At 62.7% G+C, this 21,302-nt stretch carries 20 protein-coding genes and 1 pseudogene; 17 read left to right on the top strand and 4 right to left on the bottom strand.

The features are described from left to right. Positions 1 to 107: 107 nt before the first annotated feature. Entirely contained in the window at positions 108 to 1,676 is a 1,569-nt protein-coding gene (locus AB433_RS18010) for an AMP-binding protein (RefSeq protein WP_007016007.1), read from the bottom strand. 3 nt (positions 1,677 to 1,679) lie between these two features. Further along, complete coding sequence (locus AB433_RS18005) at positions 1,680 to 2,639, bottom strand: DMT family transporter (protein ID WP_047824562.1); 960 nt, start codon at positions 2,637 to 2,639, stop codon at positions 1,680 to 1,682. Positions 2,640 to 2,766: 127 nt separating this feature from the next. Between AB433_RS18005 and AB433_RS18000 the strand changes: the two genes are divergently transcribed. The 9 genes and pseudogenes from AB433_RS18000 (at position 2,767) to AB433_RS17960 (ending at position 10,314) form a co-directional block, all read left to right on the top strand. Beyond that, positions 2,767 to 4,131, top strand: a complete 1,365-nt coding sequence (locus AB433_RS18000; RefSeq protein WP_047824509.1) for an aromatic ring-hydroxylating oxygenase subunit alpha — start codon at positions 2,767 to 2,769, stop codon at positions 4,129 to 4,131. Positions 4,132 to 4,172: 41 nt separating this feature from the next. Further along, positions 4,173 to 4,697: an aromatic-ring-hydroxylating dioxygenase subunit beta gene (locus AB433_RS17995; RefSeq protein ID WP_037485814.1), complete on the top strand. Its 525-nt coding sequence runs from the start codon at positions 4,173 to 4,175 to the stop codon at positions 4,695 to 4,697. 36 nt (positions 4,698 to 4,733) lie between these two features. Next, a pseudogene (locus AB433_RS17990) lies at positions 4,734 to 4,970 on the top strand (alcohol dehydrogenase catalytic domain-containing protein); the annotation flags it as partial. A gap of 108 nt (positions 4,971 to 5,078) precedes the next feature. Then, positions 5,079 to 6,041 carry a dihydrodipicolinate synthase family protein gene (locus tag AB433_RS17985; RefSeq protein ID WP_007016013.1) on the top strand — a complete coding sequence of 321 codons (963 nt, stop codon included), beginning with the start codon at positions 5,079 to 5,081 and terminating at the stop codon, positions 6,039 to 6,041. A gap of 20 nt (positions 6,042 to 6,061) precedes the next feature. After that, complete coding sequence (locus AB433_RS17980) at positions 6,062 to 7,075, top strand: ketopantoate reductase family protein (RefSeq protein WP_007016014.1); 1,014 nt, start codon at positions 6,062 to 6,064, stop codon at positions 7,073 to 7,075. Positions 7,076 to 7,097: 22 nt separating this feature from the next. Further along, entirely contained in the window at positions 7,098 to 8,165 is a 1,068-nt protein-coding gene (locus AB433_RS17975; protein ID WP_007016015.1) for a tartrate dehydrogenase, read from the top strand. Between the two features lie 38 nt (positions 8,166 to 8,203). Further along, positions 8,204 to 9,526 (top strand): LLM class flavin-dependent oxidoreductase, encoded by a 1,323-nt coding sequence (locus AB433_RS17970; RefSeq protein ID WP_037485717.1) that lies wholly within the window; start codon positions 8,204 to 8,206, stop codon positions 9,524 to 9,526. A gap of 54 nt (positions 9,527 to 9,580) precedes the next feature. Further along, positions 9,581 to 9,868 carry a DUF1330 domain-containing protein gene (locus AB433_RS17965; RefSeq protein WP_007016018.1) on the top strand — a complete coding sequence of 96 codons (288 nt, stop codon included), beginning with the start codon at positions 9,581 to 9,583 and terminating at the stop codon, positions 9,866 to 9,868. A 26-nt stretch (positions 9,869 to 9,894) separates the two neighbouring features. Then, on the top strand, positions 9,895 to 10,314 hold the full coding sequence (locus AB433_RS17960) for a BphX family protein (RefSeq protein WP_007016019.1): 420 nt from the start codon (positions 9,895 to 9,897) through the stop codon (positions 10,312 to 10,314). A gap of 38 nt (positions 10,315 to 10,352) precedes the next feature. Here AB433_RS17960 and AB433_RS20220 read toward each other — a convergent pair whose 3' ends face one another. Then, entirely contained in the window at positions 10,353 to 10,679 is a 327-nt protein-coding gene (locus AB433_RS20220; protein ID WP_081474106.1) for a 2Fe-2S iron-sulfur cluster-binding protein, read from the bottom strand. A 28-nt stretch (positions 10,680 to 10,707) separates the two neighbouring features. Beyond that, positions 10,708 to 11,985 carry a cytochrome P450 gene (locus AB433_RS17950; RefSeq protein WP_007016021.1) on the bottom strand — a complete coding sequence of 426 codons (1,278 nt, stop codon included), beginning with the start codon at positions 11,983 to 11,985 and terminating at the stop codon, positions 10,708 to 10,710. Between the two features lie 202 nt (positions 11,986 to 12,187). Between AB433_RS17950 and AB433_RS17945 the strand changes: the two genes are divergently transcribed. From AB433_RS17945 to AB433_RS17910, 8 genes are read left to right on the top strand one after another with little or no spacing between them, the layout of a single operon-like run. Next, complete coding sequence (locus tag AB433_RS17945) at positions 12,188 to 12,925, top strand: FadR/GntR family transcriptional regulator (RefSeq protein ID WP_007016022.1); 738 nt, start codon at positions 12,188 to 12,190, stop codon at positions 12,923 to 12,925. Between the two features lie 14 nt (positions 12,926 to 12,939). After that, a complete protein-coding gene (locus AB433_RS17940) occupies positions 12,940 to 14,079 on the top strand; it encodes an NAD(P)H-dependent flavin oxidoreductase (protein ID WP_047824504.1) in 1,140 nt (379 codons plus the stop codon). A 14-nt stretch (positions 14,080 to 14,093) separates the two neighbouring features. Beyond that, positions 14,094 to 15,269, top strand: coding sequence for a thiolase C-terminal domain-containing protein (locus tag AB433_RS17935; protein ID WP_047824502.1), 1,176 nt, complete (start codon positions 14,094 to 14,096; stop codon positions 15,267 to 15,269). After that, positions 15,266 to 15,742 (top strand): Zn-ribbon domain-containing OB-fold protein, encoded by a 477-nt coding sequence (locus tag AB433_RS17930; RefSeq protein ID WP_047824500.1) that lies wholly within the window; start codon positions 15,266 to 15,268, stop codon positions 15,740 to 15,742. Before AB433_RS17935 ends, AB433_RS17930 begins: the two co-directional genes overlap by 4 nt. Further along, positions 15,739 to 16,962: an acyl-CoA dehydrogenase family protein gene (locus AB433_RS17925; protein WP_047824498.1), complete on the top strand. Its 1,224-nt coding sequence runs from the start codon at positions 15,739 to 15,741 to the stop codon at positions 16,960 to 16,962. The genes AB433_RS17930 and AB433_RS17925 overlap by 4 nt, the downstream gene beginning before the upstream one ends. After that, positions 16,962 to 18,056: an acyl-CoA dehydrogenase family protein gene (locus AB433_RS17920; RefSeq protein ID WP_047824496.1), complete on the top strand. Its 1,095-nt coding sequence runs from the start codon at positions 16,962 to 16,964 to the stop codon at positions 18,054 to 18,056. Before AB433_RS17925 ends, AB433_RS17920 begins: the two co-directional genes overlap by 1 nt. 21 nt (positions 18,057 to 18,077) lie before the next feature. After that, a complete protein-coding gene (locus AB433_RS17915; RefSeq protein WP_047824494.1) occupies positions 18,078 to 19,691 on the top strand; it encodes an acyl-CoA synthetase in 1,614 nt (537 codons plus the stop codon). Continuing rightward, entirely contained in the window at positions 19,688 to 21,295 is a 1,608-nt protein-coding gene (locus AB433_RS17910) for a flavin-containing monooxygenase (RefSeq protein WP_047824492.1), read from the top strand. Before AB433_RS17915 ends, AB433_RS17910 begins: the two co-directional genes overlap by 4 nt. Positions 21,296 to 21,302 lie beyond the last annotated feature (7 nt).

Raw genomic sequence — 21,302 nt, 5'->3', positions numbered from 1 at the left:
AGCAGTTCCTCGCGCCGAGCGATCGCGAACGCCTCCTTTCCCGGCCAATGAAATCCTGAAGCGGCAGCGTTCGCTCTAAACGGTCGAAAACTCATGATGCAGGTCAATCACTTACCGGGATTTTGCAGATGAGGGTCGTCTAGTCCCAATTCTTCCCGACAAACCGCCGCAATCTTGGCCGGCGTTTCTGGATCGTCAATTGTCGCGGGGATATCAAAGGGTTCGCGGTTCACGATCTTGCGGAGCAGGCTACGCAAGATCTTGCCAGAACGGGTCTTGGGCAATTGCTCAACGACCAGCACCGCCTTCATCGCCGCGATCGCACCAAGCTCGCTACGCACGGCAAGGACAGCGCGCTCGGCTATGCTCTTGTCTGCCGCATAACCAATCTGCGGGGTGACGAAAGCAATCGGTACCATACCTTTGAGGTTATCGTCCGCACCGACGACGGCGCATTCAGCGACACCTGGTTGCCGCGACACGATCTCTTCCATCTGTCCGGTCGACAGCCGATGACCGGCGATGTTGATGATGTCGTCGGTTCGTCCCATGATGTGCATGAAGCCCTCACTGTCGCGAAAGCCTGCATCACCGGTTTCGTAGTACCCAGGGAACGTCTCGAAATTTCGGACAAACGTGGCGTTGTTGTTCCACAGCGAACGGAAAGTGCCGGGCGGCAGCGGGGTCTTGATCACAACATTGCCGCTTGCCTTGTCGGGCAGAGCAAATCCTTCGTCGTCGAGGATGGCGAACTGATATCCTGGCACCGGAAAGCCAGCGCTGCCAGGCTTGCGGCGCAGATCCCCCATCGCGAAGCACGAAGCGATGGCCGGCCAGCCAAGCTCGGTCTGGCACCAATGATCGATCACCGGCAAACCGCTTTTCCGCTCCAGCCAGGCAATCGTTTCCGGGTCGGCGCGTTCGCCGGCCAGAAACACGGCACGGCACGCGCCGACGCCGATCTCCTTCAGGTACCGGGCATCGGGATCCTCCTTGCGGATCGCCCGAATCGCGGTCGGCGCGGTGAAGAAACTCTTGACATTATGGCGCGCTATGGTCCGCCAGAACGTGCCGGGATCGGGTGTGCCGACAGGCTTGCCTTCGAACAGGACGGTCGTGGCCCCAACCAGCAGCGGGGCATAGACGATGTAGCTATGCCCCACCACCCAACCGACGTCCGAGGCAGCCCAGAACGTGTCCCGTGCCCCGATGCCATAGATGTTGGCCATCGACCACGACAGGGCCACGGCATGTCCGCCATTGTCGCGCACCACACCCTTGGGAGTTCCTGTGGTGCCCCAAGTGTAGAGGATGTAGAGCGGATCGCCGGAGGCGAGAGGAACGCATGGAGGCACCGGCATATCGGCGGTCCTCCGCCGCAGATCGTGCCAGTCAATGTCTCGGACGGGCATCAAGTCCGCGGTTAGCTGTTCGCGCTGGACCAGGACGACATGCTCGACCGAGTGGGCGGCAAGGACCAGCGCTTCGTCGACCAACGGCTTGCAGGCAATGGTGCGGCTGCCCTCGATTCCGCACGAAGCGGTGAGCACCAGTTTGGGGGTGGCATCGTCGATCCGCTTGGCCAGTTCGGGTGGGGCGAACCCGCCGAACACAACGGAATGGATCACACCGGGCCGCGCGCAAGCCAGCATCGCGAAAACCGTCTCGGGGATCATCACTCATGGTTTCCGCTCTCCCCTGTTTTCTGTCTGGCCCGCCGCTGCTCGGCGCGAAACGAATATCGCGGCCACCACAATGGCCGCTCCGACCATGTGATAGGTTTCGAGTCTCTCCCCCAACAGCAGCACCGCCAGAAAAACACCAAACACTGTAGGCAGGTTCATGTAGACGCCGGCTCTTACTGAACCGATCAGGACTACCGCGCGGTTGAAGAACGCATAGGCAATCAGCGAGGGAAAGATGCCAACATAGACCACTGCGCTAATCACTTCAATTCGTGGCGTGGCGACCCCGCTGTCGGCCAGGCTGACCAGGTAAGGTACAGCCAGCGCTCCCATGCCGACCGCGAACAGCACCGCGAGCAGAGTGATGTGGTGTATGGCGGGCACCTTGCGCAAGAACGTCGCATAGGCCGAGTAAAGGAAGACCCCGGTCAGGGCGAGCAAGTCGCCGTGGTTGAGCCCGCCAAGATGCAACGCGAAAGGCTGCCCTCTGGTCACGATCCAGACGACTCCGGTAAAGGACAGCGTCGCACTGGCAACCAATAGCGGCCTGATCCGCTCCCCAAAGAGGATGCTGGGCATGACCAGAGTCATTACCGGCATGGTCGATTGCAGCAGCAGGCTGTTGGTGGCTGTAGTGAGTTGCAGGCTCCAGTAAACGATGAAGGCGAACACCCCCACGCCGAATACGCCCAATACCGCGAGCAGGCGCCAGGACTCGCGCAGGACCAGACGATCGGCCACGATGTGCTGCCAGGCAAATGGCAGAACGAACAGCAAAGCAACCACCCAACGCCAAAAGGCCAGCGACAGGGGAGAAAGCAAGTCGCGCGCCGCCCGGCCGACGATGGGATTCAAGGCCCAGAACAGCGAAGCGAGCGAAAGCAGCAAGAATGGTGAATTCCACAGGTAACCTGGGGCACGCCGCCAGCCTGGGGAACAGTTGGCAGCGCCCATCAGACGGAACGGCCCGACCATTTCAATCCCACTTGCATAGCGTCGACTTTTTGCATATCGTGCATCGCATTGCCCTTAGTGCACGATTCTGCCGAAGACAATCGGGGGCGTGAAACCGGAGAGAGCCATGAGCGGCGACACCACACTCGTAGACACTGTCAATGCTAGCCAGTCCCGTCAGGTGTTCTGGGACAGAGACGTTTATGATCTTGAAATAGAGCGGATTTTTTCCCGGGCATGGTTGATGCTCGGCCACAAATCGCTTCTCCCGAAGCCGGGCGACTTCATCACGACTTATATGGCCGAGGACAAGATCATCCTTTCGCACCAGAGCGACGGGACCTTCCGCGCCTTTATCAATTCGTGCACGCACCGCGGCAACCAGATTTGCCACGCCGACAGCGGTAACGCCAAGGCGTTCGTCTGCAATTATCACGGCTGGGTGTACGGGCAGGATGGATCGTTGGTCGATGTCCCACTCGAGTCGCGCTGTTACCACAACAAACTCGATAAGCAAGAGCTGGCGGCGAAGTCTGTTCGGGTCGAAACCTACAAGGGTTTCATTTTCGGTTGCCATGATCCCGAAGCGCCAAGCCTTGAAGACTACCTGGGCGAATTCCGTTTTTATCTCGACACCATCTGGGAAGGAGGGGGCGCTGGGCTGGAACTGCTCGGTCCGCCGATGAAGAGCCTGCTTCACTGCAACTGGAAAGTGCCGGCCGAAAATTTTGTCGGCGACGGATATCATGTCGGATGGACCCATGCGGCGGCGCTTGGTCAGATCGGTGGTCCGTTTGCGGGACTGGCCGGCAACCGCGCGGACATTCCCTTCGACGATCTTGGATTGCAGTTCACGACCCGGCATGGTCATGGCTTTGGGTTGGTCGACAACGCGGCGGCTGGGATCCACCGAAAGGGCGACGGCTGGAACAAATATCTTGAGGACACCCGCGGCGAGGTGCGCCGCAAGTTTGGCGCGGATCGCGAACGGCTTTATGTCGGGCACTGGAACGGCGGGATCTTCCCCAATTGCTCGTTCCTGTATGGCACCAACACCTTCAAAATCTGGCATCCACGCGGGCCGCACGAGATTGAAGTATGGACCTATACCATGGTGCCGAGCGATGCCGATCCCGCTACCAAGAGTGCGATACAGCGCGAAGCGACGAGAACATTCGGAACCGCCGGGACGCTGGAAAGCGACGACGGCGAAAACATGTCTTCGGCAACCTACGTGAACCGTGGCGTGATCACGCGTGACGGCATGATGAATTCGACCATGGGCGTCGGCTACGAAGGACCGCATCCGGTTTATCCCGGAATCGTCGGCATCAGCTTCATTGGCGAGACATCCTACCGGGGCTTCTACCGGTTCTGGAAGGAAATGATCGATGCCCCCGATTGGGCGAGCGTGAAGGCAAACGACGACAATTGGGATTCGGTCTTCACGAATCGCAATTTCTGGAACGAAAAGCTCAACGCGGCCGAATGATCGCCAGAGCCGGTCCAAATATCGACAACTACGGAGAGAACATGTCGACCGAACAAGTTCCGGTGACGCCGGATGTGCACTACGCCGTCGAAGCGCACTATCGTGCCGAGGTCAGACTGTTGCAGACCGGGCAGTACCGGGAATGGCTGCACGGAATGGTCGCCGAAGACATCCATTACTGGATGCCGATTTACGAACAGCGCTTCGTGAGAGACCGGCGCCCGGACCCAACGCCAGACGATGCGGCAATTTACAACGACGACTTCGAAGAGCTCAAGCAGCGTGTCGAACGGCTTTATTCAGGTCAGGTCTGGATGGAGGATCCGCCATCCAAAATCCGGTACTTCGTGTCGAATGTCGAAGCCTTTGAAGCCGAAAACGGCGAATTGGACGTCCTGTCGAACATCCTTGTCTACCGCAACCGCCGCCAGACTGAAGTCACGGTGCATACATTGGGGCGTGAAGACAAGTTGCGCCAGGACGGCAATGGTTTCAAGGTCTTCCGGCGAAAACTTATCCTCGATGCGAGAGTCACGCAAGACAAGAATCTGTATTTCTTTTGTTAGAAATGCGCGATTTGGCGCCAGATCGGGAGAATTTGCATGGAAGCCTATGCCGCGATCATCGAACGTCAGGGCGGGGAATTCGTCCTCGACACCGTATCGCTCGAAGATCCTCGCGACGGCGAGGTACTAGTCAAGATTGCTGCGGCCGGCATGTGTCACACCGACCTGACCGTGCGCGACCAGCATTTTCCGACGCCACTGCCGGCTGTGCTCGGCCACGAGGGCGCGGGCGTCGTCGAAAGGGTCGGCCTCGATTATGTCAGCGCCTCTCCGTTCCGCGTTCCGATCGCGCGCCTTGCCGCTGCCCAATCGGCGCTGGCCGCAACCTAGCTCGGCACATTGCCAACAAGTCAACCAGACAAAGGGTGAAGGAATACTAACATGGACTACGATCGCAAAGACGCCAAGAAGTGGGCCACCGAGACAGTCCGGGGGTTCTACCAGTGCCCGATCACCCCGATGACCGCCGACCACAAGTTTGATATCGACGGGATCCGCTACAACATCGACAAATACGTCGAAATGGGCCTTGATGGCCTGGTTGTCGGCGGCTTCATTGCCGAATGCTGGAACGTCACTCCGTCCGAATGGATGCGCTTTCACGAGATCGTCGCCGATGCCAACGCCGGGCGGCTCGACCTGTGGACGATCATCCTCGACCCGTCGGTCCACCTCGCGCTCGAAAAGATGCAGTTCGTCGAGAAATTGGGTTTCAACGGCGCCGAAGTCATCAACCCGGTCGTCCAGCTGCGAACCGACGACGAGATTTTCGCCTGGTTCAAGTATCTGACCGATCGCAGCAATATGGCGGTCTGCCTCTACCGCACCCCGGTTTCGGGCACGGTGCTGAGCTGGAACCTGATGCGCCGCCTAGCCGATCTCGATACCGTGATCGGGGTCAAGCAGGGTGCGCTTAACCGCGCCGAGACGATCAAGATCCGCAGCCTGATGCCCGAAGGCTTCAACACCATGGAGCCGTTCGAATATTTCTTCCTCGAAGACCTCCGGCTGGGCGGGACGGTGTGCTGGGGCGAACTGTCGTTCATGCTCTATGGCAAAAAGCGCCACCTCGCGCGCGACTATATCAACCTCGCCAACCAGGGCAAATGGGAAGAGGCCCGCACCAAGTGGGAAGGCCTGCACGATGTCCGCGAATATTACCATGACCAGTTCGTCTGGGATATTGCGCGCACCGCGACCTATGCTTCGGCACTGGCGAACATCAAGGCGTGGTATGAGGCGATCGGCCTCAAGGCCGGCCCGATCCTGCCGCCGGTTGCCGACGTGACCCCGCAGAAGAAGGAAGAGATCAGAGCCAAGCTCATCGAGCTCGGCATCGCCTGATCGAACGCAGGACACTACCAATGACAAAGCAATTGCATTTCTGCATCCACGGCGCAGGCGGTCTTGGTTCCGTTGTCGGCGGCTTCCTGGCCCGCCGCGGACACAAGGTAACGCTGATTGCGCGCAAACCCCATGTCGAGGCAATCCGTCAGGGCGGTCTGCAAATCGAAGGGGTGCGTGCACAGTTCGTGCAGCGCGACAACCTGTTCGCGGTCGAGACCCCGGCTGAGGTCGAGGACGCGATCGACTATTACATCTTGCTGACCAAGGCGAAGGGCACCGATCAGGCGCTGGCCGATGCGACAGTGCTGGTTGACCGGACAGCCTGCGCCCTCACCTTGCAGAACGGGGTTGGCAAGGAAGGCCGGCTGCAGGCCGCGTTCGGCAAGGACAAGGTGATCGGCGGGTCGATCATGGACGGCGCAACCCTGCTCGAACCCGGCCGCGCGCTCAACAATATGGCCGTCCCGGTAACCGCCTATTTCGGCGAACTGGGAGGCGGGGAAAGCGATCGCACCCGGACAATGGCCGAGGCGCTGGACTCGGCCGGGATGGGGTCCCGCTCGACTGCCGACATCACCCATGTCCATTGGGAAAAACTGGTCCAGGTCGGAAGTGCTTCATCGTGGAGCGCCAGCACCCTGGGCGGCATCAAAGAGCTCGATTTCATCGACGGTGTGGCGGTGCGCGAAGGCGCGGCCCAGTATGTCCTGATCGTCAAGGACCTGCTGGCGATTTACAAGGCGCTGGGTTACGAACCGCGAAATTTCTTTGCCCCTGTCTCACGGCTCGTCGAGATCAACGGCCAAAGTTTCGACGAAGCACTTGCCGGGGTGATGGCCATGGTCGGCCGGTTCAAGCCGGAGAACCGGCCGGCGCGGACCTCGATGCACGATGACCTGGTGGCCGGCCGGCGCATGGAGGTTGACGAAGTGCTGGGGCCGCTCGCCGAGGCCGCCGAACGCCTCGGCGTCGATGCGCCGACATTCCTGGGGGCTTACCGGGTCCTCAAAACCCTGAACAGCTACCTTTGACCTTTCGGCACGGGAAACAGTCTTGAACCGCTATACCATAGCTAATATCCCCGGCGACGGCATCGGCCGCGAAGTTCTGCCCGCCGGGGTGCGGGTCTTGTCGGCGGTCGCGCAGCGATGCGGCTTCGCGCTCGAGTTTCGCGACTTCGATTGGAGCTGCGAAACCTATCTTGCCACCGGGAAAATGATGCCCGATGACGGGCTCACCCGGCTTGCCGATCATGACGCAATCTTCCTTGGCGCGGTCGGTTATCCCGGGGTGCCCGATCACGTCTCGCTGTGGGGCTTGCTGCTGCCGATCCGGCGCGAATTCGATCAATACGTCAATCTCCGGCCGGTGCGGTTGCTGCCCGGCATTCGCTCGCCGCTGCGCGACAAGAGTACCGGCGATATCGACTTCTGGGTGGTGCGGGAAAATTCGGAAGGCGAATATTCCCGGATCGGCGGCCGCACCGGCACCGGAGAGGATGAAATCGTCATCCAGCAGGCAGTATTCACCCGCCGCGGCACCGACCGGATCCTGCGTTACGCCTTCGATTTCGCGCGCAAGCTTGGCCGGCCGCACGTCACCTCGGCCACCAAGTCCAACGGGCTATACCATTCGATGCCGTTCTGGGACGAGCGTTTCGCGGCGATCGGCGCGGAATATCCCGAGATCGCCACCGACCAGTACCATATCGACATTCTGGCGGCCCGCTTCGTGATGTCACCCGAACGCTTCGACGTGGTGGTCGGATCCAATCTGTTCGGCGACATCCTGTCCGATCTCGGTCCCGGCGTAACCGGGACGATAGCGGTCGCGCCGTCGGCTAATCTCAATCCGCCGCGGCGCTTTCCGTCGATGTTCGAACCGGTGCACGGTTCGGCCCCGGACATTGCCGGCCAGGGTATTGCCAATCCGATCGGCCAGATCTGGTCGGGGGCAATGATGCTCGACCATCTGGGAGAAGCTGAAGCCGCGGCGATGGTGCTGGCCGCGATCGAAGCGGTCCTGCTCGATCCGCAAGCGGACCTGACCCCCGATCTAGGTGGCGACGGCAGTACAGCGGACCTGACCCGCCAGATACTGGAAAAGCTGCCGGGAAGGTGATCCCCGGCAGTCTTCGCGAACCTGAAGGAACGAAACGCATGAGCCAGCAACGCCAGCTTCACCTCGGCGCGTTCATGCGGCCGGTCAGCATCCATACCGGCGCCTGGCGCTACCCCGGGGCAATCCCGGATGCGAATTTCAACTTCGCCGCGATCCGTCAATTCGCCCGCAAGCTCGAGGCGGGCAAGTTCGATGCCTTTTTCATGGCCGATCATCTCGGTGTTCTGAACATGCCGGTCGAGGCGCTGCGCCGCAGCCACACCGTCACCTCGTTCGAACCCTTCACCCTGCTGTCGGCGCTGGCCGGCGCGACTGAACGGATCGGGCTGGTCGCGACCGCTTCCACCACCTTCGACGAACCCTTTCACGTCGCGCGCCGCTTTGCCTCACTCGATCACATCAGCGGCGGGCGGGCCGGCTGGAACGTCGTGACCACGTCCAACCCCGACAGCGCGAAGAATTTCGGGTTCGAGGTGCAGCCCGATCATTCCGGACGCTACGGACGCGCCCGCGAATTCTACGACGTCGTGACTGGCCTGTGGGACAGCTTCGCGGAAGACGCCTTCGTCTGCGATGCGGAAAGCGGCATCTACTTCGATCCCGCGCGGATGCACGTGCTCGATCACAGAGGGCCGCATTTCTCGGTCCTCGGTCCGCTCAACATCGCCCGCCCCCCGCAGGGCTGGCCGGTCATCTTCCAGGCTGGGGCCTCGGATCCCGGACGCCAGCTTGCCGCCGAAACCGCCGAAGTCGTCTTTGCCGCCGCTTCGAATCTTGCCGCCGCCAAGAGCTTTTATTCCGATGTGAAAGGGCGGATGATCCCGATCGGACGCAATCCCGATCATCTCAAGATCCTGCCCGCCGCGCTCGTCGTTGTCGGTGACACGGTCGAGCAGGCCAAGGCCAAGCGCGCTCACCTGGACAGCTTAGTTCACTATGAAAGCGGGATTCACTCGCTGTGCGGCATGCTCGATCATGATGTTTCGGGGTTCGACCCCGATGGCCCCCTCCCCGAGATACCCGATACCAACGCCAGCAAGACTTCTCGTGAAATGCTGGTCACGCAAGCCCGGCAGCACAACCTCACGATCCGCCAGCTCGCCGCGAAAGCCGGCAGCTATGCCGGGCTCGCCTTCGTCGGCACTCCGGATTCGATTGCCAACGAGATGGAGCAATGGCTGGAGGAGCGCGGTTCGGACGGGTTCGTCGTGATGTTCCCCTATCTGCCGGCGGGGCTCGACGATTTCGTCGATCTGGTCGTGCCCGAATTGCAGCGCCGGGGCATTTTCCGCAAGGACTACGAAGGAACCACCCTGCGCGATCATTTCGGTTTGCCGCGCCCCGGCAACCGATTTTTTTGACGCGGCGAACCGGGAGCCGCCGACCAGACCGGTAACGACACGGAGGGAACAATCATGGCCGCCTATTTCATCGCTTCCGTCACCTCACACGACGATGGCTGGGTTGCGGACTACCAAGCCAATGTCCCGCCGATGGTTGCGCGGTTCGGCGGCGAACTGATCTGCCGCTCCAACCGGTTCGAACGATTCGAAGGCGAAGGCGCGGTGCCGCACTATACGGTGATCTTCCGCTTCCCCGCGATGGCGGATGTCCAAGCGTTCATGGCCTGCCCCGACTATGCGCCGTTCAAGGCTGCACGGATCGCCGGCGCAACGTCCGACATTTTCGCGGTCGCCGACTGACCGGCGCAGCCTTTGGAGATTGAACCATGCAAAGCCTGCGCATCTTCTTCATCGCCAGCGGAATCTGGTACCTGTGTAATCTGGTCCTGCTCTGGCCGCCGATCTATGCGGGGGCCCTGCCCCTGATCTACCCGGGAATTGATCTGGGCCAGGGCAAGCCGGTGTTCGGCCTGCTGCTCGATGCTTGGCTGATCGTCGGGATACAGCTGGCCGCGATCGGTGTCGTCGCCCTGTGGGGCGCGCGGCAGCCGTGGAAATATGTCGCGCTGGTCCCGGTGATCGTGCTCACCGAAGCGGTCGGCGCGGCCTGGGACATCTACAGCCTGCTGTGCAGCGGCGAGGCGGCATGGGTCGTCTTCACAACGCTGGCGGCTCATGCGGTAATCGTACTCGGAGCCTGGTACGCCTGGACCGCGGCGCACCGGGAAAAGGCGCAACAAGGTTGAGGAGCTAGATCACCGGCTGGACAACCGTCAGCCCGAGCTCAGTATTGTTGCTCCGGAACATGGAGGACAAGTCCGTCAAGCCGTGCGTCGAGCCTGATCTGGCAGGCAAGGCGGCTTTCCGCCGTGGTCCCTTCGGCAAACTGGAGCAGATCGGCTTCCATACTGTCATCCGCAAGGCGCCCGACCAGGTCGATCCAGGCTGGATCGACCTGGACGTGGCATGTCGCACAGGCGCACTGGCCGCCGCAATCGCCGTCGATGCCGGGAACGTCGTTGAACAGCGCCGCTTCTCGCGCCGTCAAACCCTCGCCGATTTCGACGCGGAGCTTGCGGCCATCGTGAGCTACAAATGTGACCTTGATCATGGGATCTGACTTTCCCTTGGCGTGCAAATCAATGCGCGTGAAGCTTGACCGGTAGGCGGGTGATGCCGCGAACGAGGTTCGACAGGAGTCGCTCGGGCTCACCCACCACCTCGACGAAGTCAAAACGCTTCTGGATTTCCTCCCAGATGATCCGCAATTGCAGTTCGGCCAGGCGGTTGCCCATGCAGCGATGGATGCCATAGCCGAACGAAAGGTGCTGGCGGGGATTCTTGCGGTCGATGATGAACTCTTCAGGTCGGTCGATCGCCGTTTCGTCGCGGTTGCCCGAGAGGTACCACATCACCACCTTGTCACCTTTGGCGATGCGCTTGCCGCCGATCTCGCTATCCTCAAGCGCGGTTCGGCGCATGTGGGTGAGCGGGGTCTGCCAGCGGATGATTTCCGGCACCATGCTGCTGATCACGGCGGGATCGCGCCTTAGCTTGTCATACTGGTCGGGGTGCCGGTTCAGCGCCAGGACGCCGCCGCTGATCGAATTGCGGGTGGTATCGTTACCACCGACGATCAAGAGCAGCAGGTTGCCCAGAAACTCAAGGAACGGCATGTCGCGCGTGGCGGGCGAATTGGCCATCATCGAAATCAGGTCGTTCCCCTCCGGCTGATCGATCCGCTGGTCCCACAGCCCCTTGAAGTACATCGCGCACTCGATCAGCTCGGCGCGGCGCTGTTCGAAGGAATCGACAATTCCCGCTCCCGGAATGGCGGTCGTGACGTCCGACCAGCGGGTCAGGCGCGCCCGCTCGTCCCAGGGAAAGTCAAACAGTGTCGCCAGCGTCATGGTGGTCAGTTCGACCGAGACGCATTTCACCCAGTCGATCTCCTCGCCAACCGGCAGCGCATCGAGAATCGCGCCGGCGCGCTCGCGGATCACCGGTTCGAGCAGCAGCAGGTTGGATGGCGCCACTGCCGGCGTCACCGCCTTGCGCTGGGCATCGTGCTTGGGCTGGTCCATCGCGATGAACATCTCGAGCTCAAGATTGCTCTGGTCGCGGTGCATGTCCTGGATTGCGATTCCGCCGAGCTTGGCTTCGGAGGAATAGACCTTGTGGTTGGTGTCGACCGCCATGATGTCGTCGTATCGGGTGATCGACCAGTAGGGTCCGTAGGAGCTTTCGGCGCAGTAATGAACCGGATCCTCGCGCCGCAGCCGCTCGAAGAAGGCTCCGATCTTGTCGCTCTGGAACAGGCTTGGGCGGGAAACGTCGATTTCCGCAAGCGGGATTCCGGCAACGAACCGGGACAATTCCGCGCTATCCTGGTCAGGGCTTATCGTCAGTGTGGTCATGGCCGCCTCTTACACCTCGGTCTGCGCCGGGGATGGTAGAGACAAATGGCAAGTCGGTCAATAAATAGGATCAGATTAACATGCAAGGTTCCCAGTATGAGCGATCTCATGCGTGGTGATTGACAGAATTCTGATAAATTCTTATCAGAATATCATGCGCTCAGATCACGCCTCCCCTCGCCATCCGTCCGCTGCCGCAAGCTTGGGCCGGGCCAAGGCCAAGCGCGCCTTGGTGCTGGCGCGCGAGATTGTGGAGGATATCGAGAGCAACGCCCGAGGACCGGGCGACCGGCTGCTTCACGAGGATGCCATGCTGGCGCGCTACGACGTGGCGCGCGCGACGCTGCGCGAAGCACTGCGTTTTCTCGAACTGCAAGGCGTGATCCATCTCACCAAGGGTCGGGGTGGTGGACCGGTCGTCGCCCGGCCCCAGACCGCCGATTTCGCCAGCTCGATGGCGCTGATCCTGCAATTCATGGATGCGGACCTCCAGGCGCTGCTCGAATTGCGCGAAGCGATTGCCCCGACAGTAGCGGCAAGGGCCGCGCAAATGGCCACCGCCGCAGATCTTGCCGCGCTCGAGGGTTGCCTGGCGCAGCTCGAGCGCGAACGCGAAAGTCCGCAATTCGAAGAAACCAACCGGCGATTTCACGACCTGCTGGGCTGGGCCAGCGGGAACCCGACCTTTGGCCTGCTGATTTCCGCGCTGCACCTACTGACCCGCAGCATGTCGGTGGGCCTGGGCTATTCGGCCCAGGAGCGCGACACCCAGTTGCGGTGCCTGGGGCGTGTGCTTCATGCCGTGCGGATGCGTGACGTGGCCGGCGCGCGGCGCCAGATGGACCGGCTGATTGCTGGATCGACCCAATACCTGGCCGAACGCAGTCCCGAACTGCTCGCCCAAAAGGTCCGCTGGGGGAACGCAAACCGGGAAACCTGAAAGGGAGAGAAACGATGGCCCTGAACAGCCGCATCTGCCAAATGCTGAAGATCGAATACCCGATTGTCCTCGCCGGGATGGGCGGGGCCAGCGTGCCGGCGCTGGCGGCCGCGGTTTCGAATGCTGGCGGGCTTGGCGTTCTGGGTGCAGCAGCCTGCGCGCCCGAGCGTCTGCGAGACTGGATTCGCCAGACCCGAAAACTGACCGACAAGCCCTTCGGGGTCGATACCCTGCTGCCGGCCTCGGTACGCCGGGGCAAGCCCCCGCAGAGCGGCGCAGCACCCGCCGATCCGATGGCGCTGGCGGCCGAATACCGCCAGTTTGCCGCAGATTTCATGGCCAGCGAAGGATTGGCCAGTGCCGATGGCGAGGCGGTACGGCGGGCGATCGGCGGGCGCGATGCCGAGGGCGGGCCGCCACTGTTCTCGAAAGAGTTCTTCGAAGCCCAGATGGAAGTGGTGATCGAGGAAAAGGTCCCGGTCTATGCCGCAGGCCTTGGCAACCCCGGTCCGTGGATGGACAGGCTCCACGCCAATGGAACGGTCGTCATGGCGGTGGTCGGCAAGGTCCAGCACGCGCGGCAGGTGGTCGAAAGCGGGATCGACATGATCGTCGCCCAGGGCCACGACGGCGGCGGGCACAATTCGCCGATCGGGACAATTTCGCTGATCCCGCAGGTGGTCGATTCAGTGGGCGACCGCGTGCCAGTTCTGGGCGCGGGCGGCATTTCCGACGGGCGCGGTGTGGCCGCTGCGTTCATGCTCGGCGCCGAAGGCGCGTGGGTCGGCACGGCGTTCCTGGCCACCGAAGAGGCGGGGATCGAGGATTTCCAGAAAGAGGCAATCGTTGAGGGCGGCGATGCCGATACCGTGGTCAGCCGGTCGATCACCGGCAAGCCCGCGCGGATGATCCGCAACAAGTGGGCCGACGCCTGGGTCGCAGCCGGCAAGGAGCCCTTGCCGATGCCGTACCAGTCGATGATCGCCGGTCCGGTCATGGCAGCCGGCATCGAGGCCAAGCGCAAGGATATCCTGCCCGGCTTTGCCGGACAGGGCATTGGTCTGATCCATGCCGTGCGTCCCGCTGCCGCAGTCCTGGCGGATCTCGTTGCCGATGCCGAAAGCGCGCTCGCGCTGGCCAGCCGTTTTCGCTGATCGGGGCGAGGCTCGTGACCGGATTTTCCGACAAGGCCGCGATCACTGGTATCGGCGAGACCGATTTCGTCAAGGGCACCGAGCGAAGTGCGGTCGACATGATGCTCGAAGCCTCGCGCCGGGCGATCGCCGACGCGGGGCTCAAGCCGGGCGACATCGACGGCATGGTTCCGCCGCCGATCTACACGACCTCCGAGGAACTGGCCGCCAACCTGGGAATCGACGTACTGCGCTATGCCGCGACGGTTCACATGGGCGGCGCGAGTCCGACGACAGCGCTGCAGAACGCGGCCATGGCGATCGCGGCGGGCCTGTGCGATCATGTTCTTGTGACGCTTGGCTGGAACGGGTTTTCCGCGCTGCGCCCCAAGCCCGGCGCGCCGCCGACCCGGTCGATGAACATGACCACGCTGACCAATACGATCCAGGGCTATTACATTCCCTATGGCGTATTTCTGCCGGTGCAGATGTATGCCTGGTTGGCGACCCGGCACTCGCGGCTTTTCGGGGTTGGCGAAGAAGCGATGGGCGCGGTGGCGCTGGCCTGTCGCAAGCATGCCCAGCTCAACCCCAAGGCCTTCACCCATGGCCGCCCGCTCGATTGGGATACTTACGCGTCATCGCGCTGGATATCGGAACCGTTCCGGCTTTACGACTGTTGCCTTGAAACCGACGGAGCCTGCGCGGTGGTGGTTTCCCGGATCGACCGCGCCCGTGACATGCCCCACGTGCCGGTGACGATTGCCGGGGCGGCGGAAGGACACCCCTATCCGGCCGACGATATTCCCTCGCGTCCTGATCCGTTCAAGATCGGGCTTTCCTACGCTGCCCCCAAAGCCTTCGAGATGGCCGGAGTGACCCGCGAGGATATGGACTTTCTCCAGATCTACGATTGCTTCACCTATGTCGTCCTGGTGCAGCTGGAAGCGCTGGGATACTGCGAGCCGGGCGCGCAGCTCGATTTCGTCCGCGACGGCCAGATCGAGCTCGGCGGGCGCTTTCCGCTCAACACTCATGGCGGACTGCTCAGCGAGGCGCATGTCTGGGGCCTCAACCATGTTGTCGAGGCGGTCCGGCAGCTGCGCCACGATTGCGGCGACCGGCAGGTCGAAAACGCCCGGACCGGCTTGGTCACCGGCTGGGGCGATCTGGGCGATGGCAGTATCGCCATCCTGCGGAGATTTGCATGAGCGACAACGCCGACCTTCCTCCCAAGCAGCGGCCCGAAGCACAGGTCCGGCCGGCCAAGCCGCGTCCGCGCCCGCAGGACCCGATCGAGCAGGAATTCTGGCAGCGCTGCCAGGATGGCCGATTGCATTTCCAGCGCTGTAGCTCCTGCGGCACCTGGCGCCACTTGCCGCGTTACATGTGCGCGCGTTGCGGCTCGCCCGAATTCGCCTGGCAGCCCAGCTCGGGCACGGGCACGCTGTTTTCGTGGACCATCACGCACCAGGCGCTGCATCCCGCGTTTACCGACGAGATTCCGTTCATCGCGGTTGTCGTCGAGCTGGCGGAGGGGGTCCGCATGGCAAGCCGGCTGATCGACTGCGCCCGGGACAAGGTCGAAATCGACATGCCAGTCGAACTGGCCTTCGAGCCCCTGGGCGACGATTTCCAGCTGCCAGTGTTCCGCCCGGCGGCGAAAGGAGGGCGCAGGCCATGAACCTTGACTATGGCCCCGAATACGAGCGCTTCCGCGCCGAAGTGCGGGATTTCCTGGACCGCAACGGGCAGCTTGCGCCGGACTCGGCGAACCGCGCAGCGCGGCCTTCGGCCGAGGCGGTCGCCTGGCAGAACCTGCTGCTGGAACATGGTTATACCGCGCGGACCATTCCGCGCGAATATGGCGGCTACGGCGCCGAACCAGACATCCTCAAGGCGCGGATCATCGCCGAGGAATTCGCCCGTGCGGGTGTGCCGGGCGGACTGTCGAACCAAGGCATCTCGATGCTGGTTCCAACCCTGCTCGAACTTGGCACCGAAGAGCAGAAGCGCCGTTGGATCGAACCGACGCTGCGCGGCGAAGTGGTCTGGTGCCAGGGCTACTCCGAACCCGGTGCCGGTTCGGATCTGGCCAGTCTGCGCACCAGCGCCCGCGAGGAAAACGTGCATTTCGTGATCAACGGCCAGAAGATCTGGACCAGCACCGCGCGCCAGGCCGACATGATCTTCTGCCTGGTGCGAACCGAGTCCGAAGCGCCAAAGCACGCAGGCATCTCCTATCTGATCTTTCCGATGGACCTGCCGGGGATCGAGGTCTGCCCGCTCAAGACGATGACCGGGCACGCCGAATTCAACGAGACGTTCTTCACCGACGTGCGGGTGCCGGTCGATCAGATCGTCGGCCTGCGCGGCCAGGGCTGGTTCGTCGCCAATGCGACGCTCGGTCATGAGCGCGGCATGCTGGGCGATCCCGATGCCTTGGAAAACCGGTTGCTGGCGCTGATCCGACTGATGCAGGAGGAGCAGGTAGGATCGGCCCGCGCGATCGACAATCCGGTGCTGCGCGACCGACTGATCGCCCTCCAGGCCGAAGTCGCGGCGATGAAATACAACGGGATGCGGGTGCTTTCCGGCCAGATCAAGGGCGAGCCGGGCGGCATGGCCAAACTGATCGTCAAACTCCAGAGCTGCGAACTGGCGCACCAGATCTCAGCCCTGGCGATCGACACGATGGGTGAAATGGGCATCCTCTATGCGGATAGCCCGCGCCAGCGCGAAGGCGGCACCTGGCAATGGAACTACATGTTCCAGCTGGGTCTCATCATTGGCGGCGGCACCGCGCAGATCCAGAAGAACATCATTGCCGAACGCGGGCTGAATATGCCGCGCGAGCCGCGCCTGGCGCAAGAAGCCTCATCCGGCAGGAAGGAAGTCGCCTGATGGATTTCGGTCTTTCCCCCGAACAGGAAATGCTCCGCGAAACAGTCGGGCGCTGCCTTGCAGAAACCTGCCCGCTCGATCACGTCCGTGCCTGCGCGGATTCGGGCAGCGCGGCCAGCGATCGGGTCATGGCCGCTCTTGCTGACATCGGCCTGACCGGGCTAATGGTACCCGAAGCGCAAGGCGGCCTGGGGATGACCCTGCTCGATGCGGCGGTGGTTGCCGAACAGCTCGGACGGGCAGTGGCGCCGGCCCCGTTCCTGGCCCGGAGCGTACTCGCCCCCTTGGCGCTGGTGCTGGCCGGATCGCCCGCGCAGCAGGCCCAATGGCTGCCCCGGATTGCGACCGGCGAAGTGCGGTTCGGCGTCGCCATCGCCGGTATCGTCGAGGAGCGCGACGGCGCGAAGGTCCGCGCCGAATCCGCCGGGCTGACCGGCACCGCGCTCTTCGCACTCGATTTTGCCGACGCGGACCATTTCATTGTGGCCGACGAATCGGGGCGGCTGCATCTGCTTGACGCCGCTGCGAACGGAGTCGAGCGGATTGCCTTGCACACGATCGACGCCACCCGCAGCGTCGGCGAGCTGCGGTTGAGCGGCGCGGCGGCCGAACCGCTCGCCGGCGACGGCGGCGTCGCAGCGCGGCGGCTGCGCGACGCCGGACGGATCCTGCTTGCCGCGGACAGCCTGGGCGCGGGAGAGGCGATGATCGAAAAGGCGGTGGCCTATGCCGGGGAGCGCGAACAGTTCGGGCGGGTCATCGGCAGCTTCCAGGCGGTCAAGCACATGTGCGCGGAAATGGCCGCACGGCACGAGCCATGCCGGGCGCTGGTGTGGTATGCCGCGCACGCGTTCGACGCCGCCCCTGGCGAGGCGGCGCTGATGGCCTGCCACGCCAAGTCGCACACCGGCGAAGTCCACCGTTTCGTGGCGCGAACCGCGACCGAGGTGCACGGCGGCATGGGCTTTACCGACCTGCTGGGCCTGCATTTCTGGTTCAAGCGGATCGGGTTCGACCGTCAGGTCCTGGGAGGACCGGAGCGGGTCAGGGATGAAGCGGCGCAACTGCAGGGATTGACAGCGACGACACAGTAGGGCCAACCGGGAGAGAAGACCATGACCGAGTGGAATTTCGGCGATATTCTGGATGCCATCGAACCGGTGCTCCCGCCCGATGCCCCGGCATTGATCCACGGCGATCGGCGTATCACCTGGCCGGAAATGGGCGAGAGGTCCAACAAAATGGCCCGCGCGTTGCGCGACCGGGGGATCGAGCCTGGGGCCAAGGTTGCCTTCTACATGCGCAACCGGCCCGAATATGGCGAGGCGATGGCCGCCTGCTTCAAGGCCCGGCTGACCCACGTCAATATCAACTACCGCTACAAGCCGGACGAGGTCCATTACATCTTCGACGATTCCGATGCCGAAGTGATCGTTTACAGCAGCGAATTCCGCGAATGCATCGACGAGTTGAAAGAACGGCTCGGCAAGGTCCGGATCTTTGTCGAAATCGGGGATCCGGCGGCAATCGCGCCATTTGCCGAACCCTATGAGGCGCTGGCGACACAAGGCGATGGTTCGCCGCTGGGCATAGCCCGCTCGCCCGACGATTTGCTGTTCATCTATACTGGCGGTACCACCGGCATGCCCAAGGGGGTGATGTGGCGCCATCATGACCTGCGCCAGGCGCAACTCGATTCCGCCAGCCTGCTTGGTCCGGCGCCGCGGGACATGGCCGAAGCCGTCTCAATGCTGGCCGCCGAAGGGCCGGGCCGGGTGTTCCTTCCGGCCTGCCCGATGATGCATGGCACCGGACTGCTTTCCGCCCTGGGCACCATGATGACCGGCGGCTGCATCGTCACGCTCGACAGCCCGTCGTTCGATGCCGAAGAGTTGTGGCATGCGGTCGAAAAGCACCGCGTGCAGTCGGTCGCGATTGTCGGCGATGCCTTCGCCAAGCCGATGCTCGCCGCGCTCGACAAGGATCCAGGGCGCTACGATACTTCGAGCCTGATCTCGATCGTCTCTTCTGGCGTCATGTGGAGCCGCGAGGTCAAGGAAGGGCTGGTTCGGCACATTCGCCAAGTCGCGCTGATGGATGCCTTCGGTGCATCCGAGGGGCTCGGCTATGGCCTTTCGGTGACAACTGCGCTGGGTTCCGTCCAGACCGCGAAATTCGTGATCGGCGAGCATTGCGACGTGTTCGACGAAAACGACGCCAAGGTGATAGCTGGCAGTGGAGTCCCCGGATTCATTGCCCGCAAAGGCGCCATTCCGGTGGGCTATTACAAGGACCCCGAAAAGTCCGCGAAGACGTTCCGGACCATTGCTGGTGTGCGCTACTCGATCCCCGGCGATTGGTGCCAGGTGGAGGCCGATGGCAGCCTGACCCTGCTGGGGCGGGGCAGCGTCTGCATCAACACCGCCGGGGAAAAGGTCTATCCCGAAGAAGTCGAGGAGGCGCTCAAGACCCATCCGTCGGTAGCCGATGCCCTGGTGGTTGGCGTACCCGACGAGAAATGGGGCCAAGCCGTGACCGGCGTCGTGATCCTGGAAGGCGGCGCCGACTTCGACGAGGCCACCCTCAAGGCCCATGTCCGCCAGCAACTGGCCGGATACAAGACTCCGAAGGCGGTCTATCTGGCCAGCATCGCACTGCGCGCATCGAACGGCAAGGCCGACTATGCCGCCGTCAGGGACTTCGCCATCAACCAGGGCGCGGCGAGGTGAACGGCACGCCTAGTGATGATTGCGAAGCGCTGATCGTCGGCGCCGGGTTCAGCGGGATATATCTGCTCCACCGCCTGCGCGAGGCAGGCATCGACGCCAGGCTGATCGATGCAGCCGAAGCTCCGGGCGGCATCTGGTACTGGAATTGCTATCCGGGCGCGCGGGTCGATTCGCAGGTTCCGCTGTACGAATTGTCGCTGCCCGAACTGTGGCGCGACTGGACCTGGCGCGAACGCTATCCCGGATGGCGCGAGTTGCGCGCCTATTTCCGCCATGTCTGCGATCGTCTTTCGCTTTGGCCCCACATGACAATGGGAACCCGAATGACAGGCGCGGCGTGGGAAGAAGGCGGGCGCAAGTGGCGGGTCACGACCGGCTCGGGCGAAACGATCACGGCGCGCTATCTGTTGCCCTGTCTTGGCTTTGCCGCCAAAGCCCATGTGCCCAAACTCGCCGGACTGGAAACCTTTGCCGGCGAATGGCATCACACGGGTCACTGGCCGCAGGAGGGGTTGTCCATGGCCGGGCGCAAGGTGGCAATCATCGGCACCGGAGCCAGCGGAGTCCAGGTGGCGCAGGAAGCGGCAGCCGAGGCAGCGCATCTCACCGTGCTGCAACGCACCCCGATCCTCGCTCTGCCGATGCGGCAGAAAGTGCTGACGGCGGAACAGCAGGAGCGGGAGAAAGCCGATTACGAGGCGATCTTTGACGCCCGCCGGTTAACTAGCGGCGGCTTTGATGTGGGCAGCGTCGAAGCCTCCGCGCTCGCAGTCGATGAGGAAACACGCCGAAACCTGTTCGAAAGGCAATGGCAGGCCGGTGGTTTGCGTTTCTGGTATGCCAATTTCGCCGATCTGCTGACCGACGAACGGGCCAACCGTCACGCCTACGATTTCTGGCGCGACAAGACCCGGGCGCGGATTGCTGATCCGGCTTTACACGAGTCCCTTGCGCCGAGCGAGCCGCCGCATCCCTTCGGGACCAAGCGGCCTTCGCTAGAGCAGAACTATTACGAGATCTTCTCGCAGCGGAATGTTTCGCTCGTCGATCTCAAGCAGGCTCCCATCGAAGGCATCGTGCCCGAGGGCATCCTCACAGCACAGGGCCTCATCGAATGCGACCTGATCGTGTTCGCCACCGGATTCGATGCCGGGAGCGGCGGGTTGACGCAAATGGAGATCAGGGGCCGGGACGATCGCAGCCTGGCAGATGCCTGGGGCGATGGGGTGGCTGCCTATCTTGGCTCCGCCGTCCACGGCTTTCCCAACCTGGCCTACCTGTACGGACCGCTCAGTCCCTCGGGCTTTTCCAACGGTCCGACCGCGGCGGAAATCCAGGGCGACTGGCTGCGGGACTTCCTGGTGAAGCTGTGCGACAACGGTCTGACGCGATTTGAAGCGGAAGCCGAAGCGGAGCGCGAATGGACCGCAAGCGTTGCCGCGATCGGGGCCATGACGCTCTTTCCCCGGGCCAAGTCCTGGTACATGGGCGACAACATTCCAGGCAAGCCGCGGCAGCTGATAAACTACCCGAGCGTGGTGGGTTACTCGAACATCATAAGCGACGTGGCGGCGAACGGATACCGGGGCTTCACGCTGGCATGAACGGGGA

This window comes from Croceicoccus naphthovorans, from assembly GCF_001028705.1.
GTDB classification, from domain to species: Bacteria; Pseudomonadota; Alphaproteobacteria; order Sphingomonadales; family Sphingomonadaceae; genus Croceicoccus; species Croceicoccus naphthovorans.
This window is presented reverse-complemented; position numbering and strand designations above follow the sequence as displayed.